General features: G+C 64.8%; 10 protein-coding genes. 2 read left to right on the top strand and 8 right to left on the bottom strand.

Features of this window, described 5'->3' with window-relative positions; translation table 11 throughout:
- Window positions 1-301 precede the first annotated feature (301 nt).
- Window positions 302-1,072 carry an exodeoxyribonuclease III gene (locus tag QQS14_RS08540; RefSeq protein WP_285906561.1) on the bottom strand — a complete coding sequence of 257 codons (771 nt, stop codon included), beginning with the start codon at window positions 1,070-1,072 and terminating at the stop codon, window positions 302-304.
- A 258-nt stretch (window positions 1,073-1,330) separates the two neighbouring features.
- Between QQS14_RS08540 and QQS14_RS08535 the strand changes: the two genes are divergently transcribed.
- Window positions 1,331-2,584 (top strand): BaiN/RdsA family NAD(P)/FAD-dependent oxidoreductase, encoded by a 1,254-nt coding sequence (locus tag QQS14_RS08535; protein ID WP_425607920.1) that lies wholly within the window; start codon window positions 1,331-1,333, stop codon window positions 2,582-2,584.
- A gap of 87 nt (window positions 2,585-2,671) precedes the next feature.
- Here QQS14_RS08535 and cmk read toward each other — a convergent pair whose 3' ends face one another.
- The 3 genes from cmk to QQS14_RS08520 all read right to left on the bottom strand — a co-directional run bounded on the left by cmk (window position 2,672) and on the right by QQS14_RS08520 (window position 4,978).
- Window positions 2,672-3,334, bottom strand: coding sequence for a (d)CMP kinase (gene cmk / locus QQS14_RS08530; RefSeq protein ID WP_285906560.1), 663 nt, complete (start codon window positions 3,332-3,334; stop codon window positions 2,672-2,674).
- Window positions 3,327-4,427, bottom strand: a complete 1,101-nt coding sequence (gene hisC, locus QQS14_RS08525; protein WP_285906559.1) for a histidinol-phosphate transaminase — start codon at window positions 4,425-4,427, stop codon at window positions 3,327-3,329. The genes cmk and hisC overlap by 8 nt, the downstream gene beginning before the upstream one ends.
- A 110-nt stretch (window positions 4,428-4,537) precedes the next feature.
- On the bottom strand, window positions 4,538-4,978 hold the full coding sequence (locus QQS14_RS08520; protein ID WP_285906558.1) for a universal stress protein: 441 nt from the start codon (window positions 4,976-4,978) through the stop codon (window positions 4,538-4,540).
- 313 nt (window positions 4,979-5,291) lie between these two features.
- On the opposite strand from QQS14_RS08520, the gene QQS14_RS08515 reads away from it, so the two are divergent.
- Window positions 5,292-5,762, top strand: coding sequence for a hypothetical protein (locus QQS14_RS08515; protein ID WP_285906557.1), 471 nt, complete (start codon window positions 5,292-5,294; stop codon window positions 5,760-5,762).
- A gap of 133 nt (window positions 5,763-5,895) precedes the next feature.
- On the opposite strand, the gene QQS14_RS08510 is transcribed toward QQS14_RS08515, so the two are convergent.
- From QQS14_RS08510 to QQS14_RS08495, 4 genes are all read right to left on the bottom strand, one after another.
- Complete coding sequence (locus QQS14_RS08510) at window positions 5,896-6,624, bottom strand: ABC transporter ATP-binding protein (RefSeq protein ID WP_285906556.1); 729 nt, start codon at window positions 6,622-6,624, stop codon at window positions 5,896-5,898.
- Between the two features lie 200 nt (window positions 6,625-6,824).
- On the bottom strand, window positions 6,825-8,015 hold the full coding sequence (locus QQS14_RS08505) for an ABC transporter permease subunit (RefSeq protein ID WP_285906555.1): 1,191 nt from the start codon (window positions 8,013-8,015) through the stop codon (window positions 6,825-6,827).
- Window positions 7,996-8,898: a branched-chain amino acid ABC transporter permease gene (locus tag QQS14_RS08500; protein ID WP_285906554.1), complete on the bottom strand. Its 903-nt coding sequence runs from the start codon at window positions 8,896-8,898 to the stop codon at window positions 7,996-7,998. Before QQS14_RS08500 ends, QQS14_RS08505 begins: the two co-directional genes overlap by 20 nt.
- Before the next feature lie 85 nt (window positions 8,899-8,983).
- Window positions 8,984-10,141 (bottom strand): branched-chain amino acid ABC transporter substrate-binding protein, encoded by a 1,158-nt coding sequence (locus QQS14_RS08495; protein WP_285906553.1) that lies wholly within the window; start codon window positions 10,139-10,141, stop codon window positions 8,984-8,986.
- Between the last annotated feature and the right edge of the window lie 40 nt (window positions 10,142-10,181).

Raw genomic sequence — 10,181 nt, 5'->3', positions numbered from 1 at the left:
AAACATTTTTGAATATGCGTGGGAAGCTGTACTGTTAACAGACGAGCCAAGTGGCCGAAACCCACCCAGCTTACCCGAGAAAAATGCATGCTGGAGATCAGCGAAGCAGCTTTGGATGCCGTGTGCGCATGCGAACAAGACTTCTACAGGCATGTAAGCCTCAAGCGCAACAAGTTAAAAAAGTGAGAACTTCGAAGTGGGGTGGGATTGTCATCTCGTAGTTCTCACTTTTTTTGTGTACAGTGTGTACAGTGATAGCATTCCCCTGACACGGCCCCTTCCCGACACCCTTCGCCGCGCCTCACGCCGTGTCTATCTCCACCCCGACCGGGCAGTGGTCCGAGCCGGGCACGTCGGGTTCGATCCAGGCGCGCACCACCTTGGGGCGCAGCTCTTCGGAGACGAAGAAGTAGTCGATGCGCCAGCCCGCATTGTTCTGGCGGGCGTTGAAGCGGTAGGACCACCAGGAGTAGTGGCCGGGGCCGTCCTCGAACAGGCGGAAGGTATCCACATAGCCGTGGGCGATGAAGCGGTCGATCCAGGCGCGCTCCTCGGGCAGGAAGCCGGAGTGCTGCGCATTGGCCTTGGGGTTCTTGAGGTCGATCTCGCGGTGGGCGGTGTTGAAGTCGCCGCCGACCACGATGGGCTTGGTCTGGCGCAGGGTCTCGGCATGGGCCAGGAAGGCGTCGTAGAAGCCCATCTTGAAGGCGAGGCGGTCGTCGCCCATCTGGCCGTTGGGGAAATAGATGTTGAAGAGGTGGAAGTCGGGATACTCCAGGTGCAGCACGCGCCCCTCGTCGCGGAATCGCGCGTCGGGCAGGCCGGTGGTCACGGCCAGAGGCTCGGGATTGGCAAAGCAGGCCACGCCGGAGTAGCCTTTTTTCTTCTTGGACCAATTCCAGTAGTGGTTGGCGTAGGAATCGGGCTCGCGCTCTTCGGGCGCGAGTTGGTCCGGGTGGGCCTTGGTCTCCTGGAGCATGACCACATCGCCGCCGCAGCCGTCGAGCCAGTCGCGGAAGTTCTTCTTGAGCACGGCCCGGTAGCCGTTGACGTTCCATGAGTAGATGATCACGCGCGCCTCCAATGGAAAAGGGGAACCGCATCTGCCGGTTCCCCTCGCAAGCGCCGGTCGCCCGGCGAAATTCCCGCTGCCGCGCCGCCCTGGCGGACGATGGACGGCCTGCCGACTAATCCTCGTCGGGGGTGCTGATCTTGATCATCACCAGCGTGGCGATGGTCATGCCCAGACCCAGGAAAAACCAGAAGAAACCCATAACCACACCCTCCTGTTTGCTTGTTGGAACCCAACCCGTAGCAGAAATCTTCGTGAATGAAAAGACGGTTTTGCCCTCTGGCCCGGCCGGGCCAAGCCTGCTACTGTCGCGCCATGACAACACCAACACACTGTGACGCCATCATCCTCGGGGCCGGGGCCTCGGGCCTCTTCTGCGCCATGCGCGCCGCAGAACGCGGCCTGCGGGTGGCGGTGATCGATCACGCGGACAAGCCCGCACGCAAGGTCCGCGTCTCGGGCGGGGGCAAGTGCAACTTCACCAACCTCGATGTCTCGCCCGCCAACTACCTGTGCGCCAATCCCCATTTCGTCAAGTCCGCTCTGGCCCGGCTCTCGCCATGGGAGGTCGTCGACTTCTTCACCGGACACGGCGTGACCCATGAGCAGCGCGAGCACAGCCAGCTCTTCACCCTGACCGGGGCCGGGCATCTGGCGGGCATTCTGGTGGACCGCTGCCACAAGCTCGGCGTGACCCTGCTCCTGGGCCGCAAGATCGAAGCCGTGGACAGGCCCGGCCCGTTTCGCGTCAGCACCGGGGGCGAAATAATCAAGGCGGATGCCCTGGTCGTCGCCCTGGGCGGCCCCTCCTGGCCGCAGGTGGGAGCCACGGACCTCGGGTTCCGGCTGGCCAGGCAGTTCGGCCTGGAGGTGGTCAGGCCCAGACCCGGGCTGGTGCCGCTCACCCTGGCCCCGGGCGACCGGGAGCGCTTCGCCCCGCTGGCGGGCAACGCCCTGCCCGTGACCATCGGGTGCGGCTCAGTCCGCTTCACCGATCCCCTGCTCTTCACCCACAAGGGCTTTTCCGGCCCGGCCGTGCTCCAGATATCGTCCTTCTGGCGCGATGGCGAAACCCTGACCATCGACTTTCTGCCCCATGACCGCGTGGCTGATCTGATCGAGACGAACCGCGCCTCCACCATGCAGCTTGGCACCCTGCTCGGCCAGGCGCTGCCCAAGCGGCTGGTCCCGGTCATCCTCGCCGAATCCCTGGCCGCCACCGAGATCAGCCAGCTGAGCAAGCGGCAGATGGAGGACGCGGCCGGGCGGGTCCACCGCTTCCGCATCACCCCGGCCGGGACCGAGGGATACGCCAAGGCCGAAGTGACCGTGGGCGGCGTGGACACTGCCCACATCTCGTCCAAGACCTTTGAATGCTCAACCGTGCCGGGCCTCTACATCATCGGCGAGACCCTGGACGTCACCGGCCACCTGGGCGGCTACAACCTGCACTGGGCATTCGCCTCGGCCGCAGCCTGCGCCCAGGGGCTGCCGGAAAGTCGGGGTGAGTAGCAGCGGGTAGCGGGCCGAAAAGGAACCGGCCTCCCCTGCCCAAGGCAGGAGAGGCCGAATGACGTGAAATCCGTGTCGCCAGAAAAATCAGCCGCGCACACCCCGGACCAGGGCCGCGAAGACCTCGTCGATGGCAAGGCTGGTGGTGTCGATGATCACCGCGTCGGGCGCGGGCCTGAGCGGGGCCTCGGCCCGGTTGCGGTCCTGGTGGTCGCGCCGGGCTATCTGCTCGCGCAAGTCGTCGAAGTCGGCGGTTTTCCCCATGTCCGCCAGTTGGCGCAGGCGACGCCGGGCGCGCTCGTCGGCCGTGGCGTCGAGGAAGAACTTGCGCCGGGCGGTCGGGAAGACCACGCTGCCCATGTCGCGCCCCTCGGCCACCAGTGAGAACCGCTTGCCAAGGGTCTGCTGGGCCGCCTTGAGGCTGGCCCGGACCACGGGCAAGGTGGCGAGGTTCGAGGCCCACATGGCCACCTGCTCGGTGCGCACCTCGTCGCCGATGGGTGCGCCGTCCAGGGACAGGACCGAGTCCTCGCCGACGCCGGACAGGGAGAATTCCATCCCGGCCAGAGCCGAGGCAAGGTCGGCCTCGCCGCGCTCCCACGCCCCGTCGCCCAGGCGCAGGGCCACGGCCCGGAACATGGCCCCGGTGTCGAGGTAGGGGATGGAGAGAGCGCGCGCCAGCCGCTTGGCCATGGTGGATTTGCCCACCCCGGCCGGGCCGTCGATGGTGACGATGAGCGGATCAGCCATCGAGCACCTCGGCCAGGGCCGCGATAAAGGCCCGGTTTTCGGCATCGGTGCCCATGTTGACCCGGATCATCTCCCCCAGGCCGAAGCTGGCCAGGGGACGCACGATGATACCGCGCTCAAGGAGGGCCTCGAACACCCGCCGGGCGGGCCTGGGCGGCTCGAACATGACGAAGTTGGCCTGGCTGGGCCAGACCCGGCAGCCGATGCCGGGCAGCTCCTTCAGCAAAAACTCGCGGCCGCGCATGACCACGGACAGGGTCTCGTTGTAGAAGGTGTCGTCGTCCAGGGCGGCCAGGGCGGTCTCCTCGGCCAGCAGATTGACCGTGAAGGGGATGCGCGAGTTTTTCATGTGCGCGGCCACCTGGGCGGGCATGACGCCGTAGCCCACACGCAGCCCGGCCAGCCCGTAGGCCTTGGAAAAGGTGCGCAGGGCCACGAGGTTCTCGAAGCGGTCAAAGGCCTGGACCGGGGTGTAGGACTCGGGCGGCCAGACAAAATCGATGTACGCCTCGTCCACCACCAGCAGGCAGTCGGGCGGCAGCACCCCGGCCAGCACCGAGAGGTCTTCCGCGCTGGCGGCCTGGCCCGTGGGGTTGTCCGGGCTGGTGACAAAGACCATGATGGTGTTCTCGTCCGCCGCCTCGGCCATGGCGTCCAGCGGCAGTTCGAAGTCCGCGCCCCGGGGCACCTCGCGGTATTCCACCCCGGCCAGTCTGGCGCACATGCGGTACATGGAGAAGCTGTGCTCGTAGCAGACCACGTTGCTCGTGCCCGGCACGGCCCGGATGCGAAAGAGCATGTCGATGATCTCGTCCGAGCCGTTGCCCGCCACCACGCACTCGGGCGGCACGCCCACACTCCGGGCGATGGCCTCCACCAGCCGCGGCGAATGGTTCTCGGGATAGCGGAAGACGCGGGCCGCATTGCGGGCGATGACCTTCTGCACCACGGGCGAGACGCCCAGCGGATTCTCGTTGCTGGCCAGCTTGATGACGGTGTCGAGCCCGTACATCTCCTTGATCCGCTCGATGGTCAGCCCCGGCGTGTACGGGCTGAAATCCCGTATCTCGGGACGGACGCTGAAATCTCTCATGATACCCCCAAGTGCTGTATGGCCCGACGGTCGCCAAGGCGACGGCATGGCAAAGGGAACGGCCGGAGCCGTTCCCTTATAATCTTTACGGGTCCCAGTAAAGGGCCGGGCTAGCTGGGCCGGACCGTGAGCACCGGAACCGTGGAGGCCTTGACCACCTTCTCGGCCACGGAACCGAAGAGGATGCGATCAATGCCCTTGCGGCCGTGGGTGCCCATGACGATCATGTCGCACTTCTCGGCCTCGGCAATGGCCAGGATCTCCTCGGCCGGGTAGCCGGTAACGACCTTGCCCACCGTGGCGGGATCCTTGAAGTTGTCCTTGACGAACTCGTTCATGGTGTCCTCGGCCCCGGTGACGATCTCGCCCACGAAGCTCTCGATGGAGCTGGGTGGCACATGGAAGCCCACGTACTGGCTCAAGGAAGGGGCCACATAGAGGACCACCACCTGCGCCCCGGCGCATCCGGCGATCATATTGGCGTATTCGGCCACCTTGGGGCTGTAGTCAGAGAAATCCACCGCGCACAACACTTTTTTCACAATTGCCATTGTCGCTCTCCTTGGCTTGCGGTTATACATCCCCGCCTTGCCCGGGCGACACGCCAAAGGTCGCGCCGCTCCGGGCCTCGGGGCTGAAGATTCGGAGTCTCCCATCTATTTTTTGCCAGAGGCCGGGAGGATAGACAACCTTTTTCTTGTGTATTACCATGCAGACATGGCCTGGGCACGCCCCGGCGGGCCCGGCATAATTTTCCTACCATTTCCCAGGAAAAATGCAATATTTTCGAATTGATGCGCAGCCGCGCCCCTTGGCAAGCTCCTTGCACCACACTAGGCAAACCACAGGATAGGAGTGCGAACCATGAAGATCCGTCCTGATCAGATCGAAGGTATACAGCCGGAACAGACGCAACGGAAATCCCCTGTTGCCCCGGGTCAGGCCTTCGGCGATCTCCTCAGCCAGGAAGTGGCCAAGGGAACGACTGCGGTTGCCGCCCAGGCACCGCCGCCGCCCCTGCTGGTGAACCCCCTGCTCGCCACCGGTGCCCTGAGCGCCTCGCAGCAGGTGGACGGCACGGCCGAGGCCGTGGCCGATCGGGTAGAATCCATCCTCGACAAGTGGGACAGCTACGCCGCCACCCTCCAGAGCCCCGGGGCCAGCCTCAAGGACGCCTACGGAACCCTGGACCAGATCGCGGCGGAAGTGCAGTCCGTGAGGACCGACAGCCCGGACCTGGCCTCCCGCCATCCGGGCCTTCAGTCCATCGTCGAGGAACTGGACACCCTGGCCGCCGCCGAGCGGTTCAAGTTCAACCGGGGCGACTACATCTAGCCGCCCCGCCCTTCCCGCAGGACCCGGACAGCCCCCGCCGTCCGGGTCTTCGCGTGTTTGAACGGACGACCAAGGCCCCTCCCGAAAATCCGGGAGGGGCCTTGCTTGCGTGTCGTGAATGTCCGGTCGGGGGTTACTCGCCGAGGTAGGCCTTGCGGATGTCCGGGTTGTGGAGCAAGGCCGAGGCCTCGTCCTCCATGACCACCGAGCCGGTTTCGAGCACATAGCCGCGCTGGGCGCACTGGAGCGCGAGGTTGGCGTTCTGCTCCACCAGGACCACGGTCACGCCCTGGCCGTTGATGGTGGCGATGATGTCGAATATCTGCTTGACCAGCAGCGGGGCCAGCCCCATGGACGGTTCGTCGAGCAGCAGCACCCTGGGGCGCGACATGAGGGCCCGGCCCATGGCCAGCATCTGCTGCTCGCCGCCGGAAAGGGTGCCGCCCAGTTGCCTGCGCCGCTCGCGCAGCTTGGGAAACAGATCGTACACCCGCTCCAGATCCTCCTTGATTCCGGCCGAATCGCGGCGGAAAAACGCGCCCATGTCCAGATTCTCGGTGACCGTCAGCCGGGGAAAGATGCGCCGCCCCTCGGGCACCTGACACAACCCCCTGGTGGGCAGCTGGTCCGGGGCCACGTCGTTGATGCGCTCGCCCTTGTAGAAAATGTCGCCCTCCACGGCCTTGACCACGTTGCACATGGTCATCAGCGTGGTGGACTTGCCCGCGCCGTTGGCACCGATGATGGTCACGATCTCGCCATCAAAGACCTTGAGAGAGATGCCCTTGAGCGCCCTGATCCGGCCATAGGCCGAGACCACGTTCCGCAGTTCGAGGATGGGCTGTCTGCTGTCTTGATTCATAAGGGGGAATGCCTCCGGCGGCTTGGGAAACCTTTTGAAAAAGGTTTCCTAAGAACCTTCCAAAACTTTTTTTGGTAAACGGCGCTGGCAGGCCTGTCGTCATCCACAGGCCGGACGCACCGTTTTCTTCGTTCATTGTCATCTGTCCCAGTCGCACATTGCACTCGTGTGCGCCGTCTTGCGGTCAGCCCATCCTCTCCCTACTCCATCTCCTCGGACCTGCGGCCCACGCGCTTGGCGGGCCACAGCCCGGCCGGGCGCACCAGCATCATGGTACACATGACGCCACCGAAGACGAGCATGCGGTACAGCTCGAAGTCGCGGAACAGCTCTGGCAGGGCCACCAGGACCAGCACGCCGAGGATGACGCCCGGGATGGAGCCCATGCCGCCGAGCACCACCATGGCCAGGACCATGGCCGATTCGAGGAAGGTGAAGGATTCCGGCCCGACAAAGCGCATGCGCGAGGCAAAGAACGCCCCGGCCAGCCCGGCAAAGGTCGCGCCCATGGCATAGGCCAGGAGCTTGAGCAGAAAGGTGTTCACGCCCATGAGCTCGGCCGCTGTCTCGTCCTCGCGGATGGCCTCCCAGGCCCGGCCGATGCGCGAATGGTTGAGCCGGTAAACCGCCAGCACGGTGAACACGGCAATGCCCAGGATGACGTAGTAGAGCGAGGAGAGGGAGGCGAAGTTGTAGCCGAAGAAGTCGGGCCTGGGGATGCCGAGGATGCCGTTGGGGCCGTTGGTCAGGGTCATCCAGTTGTTGAGTATGAGGCGCACTATCTCGCCGAAGCCGAGGGTGACGATGGCCAGATAGTCGCCGCGCATGCGCAGGGTGGGAAACCCGATGATGCAGCCCGAGATGGCGGCCAGCATCGCGGCAATGGGCAGACAGGTCCAGAAGGACAGGCCGAAATGCAGGCTGAGCAGGGCATAGGCATAGGCCCCCACGCCGTAGAAGGCGATGTAGCCGAGGTCGAGCAGCCCGGCCAGCCCGACCACGACATTGAGGCCGAGACCAAGGCAGATGTAGATGAGAACCGAGATGGCCACGTCGTTGCCGTAGCGGCCCGCGAACTGGGGATAGATCAGGGCCGCGGCCAGGACCACGGCCAGCAGCAGCCAGGTGGGGGCCTTCTGGTAGCCCCTGCCCACGGCTTCGCTCGCCTTGACCAGGGGGGTGCCGATGAAGTCGAGGACGCCCGCCTGCCGCAGGTGATAGACGGCCACGATGAGCACGGCGGCCACGGCGATCTTGCTGAAGACGGCCCAGGTCTCGGAAAACTCCAATCCCCCGGGCTTGATGCCCAGAAGCGGCCACAGCAGCATCAGGAACCAGAAGAGCCCGACGCCCAGGCTGACCCACAATCGCTTAGACTCTTGTATCGTCAACGTTCTCTCCCATGATGCCGGTGGGCTTGAAGTAGAGCACACCGATCAAAATGATGAAGGCGAACACATCCTTGTACTGGCTGGAGATGTATCCGGCGGCGAAGATTTCGACCATGCCGATGATTAGCCCGCCGATCATGGCCCCGGTAATGTTGCCGATGCCGCCGAGCACGGCTGCGGCAAAGGCCTTGATGCCCGGCACGAAGCCCATGGAGTAGCTGACCGTGCCGTAGTACAGGCCGACCATGATGCCTGCGGCCGCGGCCAGCCCGGCACCGATGGCAAAGGTGAGGGCGATGATGTGGTTGGCGTTGATGCCGACCAGGGCGGACATGACCTTGTCCTGGGCCGTGGCGCGCATGGCCTTGCCGATGCGCGTCTTGAAGACCAGCAGGTTCAGGACCACCAGCAGGAAGATGGTCAGGGCCACGATCAGGCACTGCATGTAGGAGATGTACAGCCCGCCGAGCTGGAACCCGCCCGCAGTGATCTCGGTGGGATAGGCCTTGTCGTACTGGCCCTGGGTGAGCATCAGCCCGTTTTGCAGAAAGATGGACATGCCAAGGGCGGACAGGAGCACGGCCAGCCGCGACGCCTGCCGCAACGGGCGATATGCCAGCCGCTCCACGGCCATGGCCAGCATGGCGCAGTAGAGCATGGCCAGCACCAGCCCGATGCCCAGACAGACGTAGGGATGCACCCCCTGGGCGGCCAGCCAGGAGATGAAGATGACGCCCATGTATCCGCCTGCTGCAAAGAACTCGCCGTGGGCGAAGTTGATCAGCTGGATGATGCCGTAGACCATGGTGTAGCCCAGGGCGATGAGGGCGTATACCCCGCCCAGGGTCAGGCCATTGATGAGCTGCTGAATGAAGTAATCCATGTGCTTCCGGGAGTGGCGGAGCCCCGCGCACGGGGCTCCGCTCTCGAAGTTGCAGGTGTCGCGGCAGGCCGGGCCTGCCCCTTGGCTAGTACTTCTGGCCGGTCAGGGAGTTCCAGTACGGCACGAACTGGCCGTCCCGCACCTGGTAGACCGTGTAGTTGGAGCCGGAGTCACCCTTCTCGTCGTAGCTGACCGTCTTGGACGCGCCGTCGAAGGAGAGTTTGAGCAGCTCCGCGCGCACTGCGGCCGGGTCGGTGGTGCCGGCGGCCTTGACGGCCAGCAGGTAGGCCATGGCCGAGTCGTAGGAGTAGGCGGAGTACGCGCCCGGGGCGGAGTACTTGGACGAGTAGTTGGCCAGGAAGTCCAGGTAGCCCTGGGTGGTGGTGTCGATGTCGCCGAAGGTGCAGAACATGCCCTCGGCATCGGCCTTGGCGAACTCGATGAGCTTGGGATGGAACACGGCGTCCTGGCCCATGAGGATGGCGTTGATGCCCATGCGGCGGGCCTGGATGACCATGGTGGCACCCGAGGAGGAGTTCTGCAGGGAGATGTAGAACAGATCGGGGTTGCGGTCCTTGACCATGGTCAGGACGGCGGAGAAGTCCTTGTCGCCCTGGTTGACGTGCTCGTGACCCAGCACCTCGATGCCTGCCTCCTTGGCGGCGGCGGCCACGCCGTCGGCCATGCCCTGGGAATAGGTGGTCTTGTCGTCCACGATGAAGACGCTCTTCACGTCCGCCACTTCCTTCATGAACTTGACGGCGGCCGGGGCCTGATGGTCGTCGCGGCCGCAGGTGCGGAACATGTAGGGCAGACCGCGCTCGGTGACCACCGGGCTGGTGGAGGCCGGGGTGATCATGATGATGTCTTCCTCGGCCAGGGTCTCGGAGGCCGGGATGGTGGCGCTGGAGCAGTAGGCGCCGACGACAGCCGGGACCTTGTCGTTGATCAGCTTGTTGGCGGCTGCCACGGCCTGCTTGGGATCGCAGGCGGAGTCAGCGGGGACCACGACGATGTCCGAAAAGCCCGGGATGCCGCCCTGGGCCTTGATGACCGCCACGGCGGCCTCGGCACCTTGCCTGATGTCGTTGCCGTCAGCGGCATAGGGGCCGGTCAGGGGCGACAGGGTTCCGATCTTCAAAACCTGATCGGCCTGCTTCTCTTCAGCGCCATCGCTGCCGCAGCCCGCCAGGACCAGGGCCAGAGCGGCCAGGGCCACTCCCAGTACGATTAACCGTTTCATTGACACTCTCTCCGTTGTTGCGGTTGCGGCCAGCCTCTCG

Origin of the sequence: Pseudodesulfovibrio pelocollis (genome assembly GCF_030282845.1) — a bacterium.
In the GTDB taxonomy this organism is placed as follows: Bacteria; Desulfobacterota; Desulfovibrionia; order Desulfovibrionales; family Desulfovibrionaceae; genus Pseudodesulfovibrio; species Pseudodesulfovibrio pelocollis.
The sequence above is the reverse complement of the archived record's forward strand: the minus strand, read 5'-3'. Positions and strand labels throughout refer to the sequence as shown.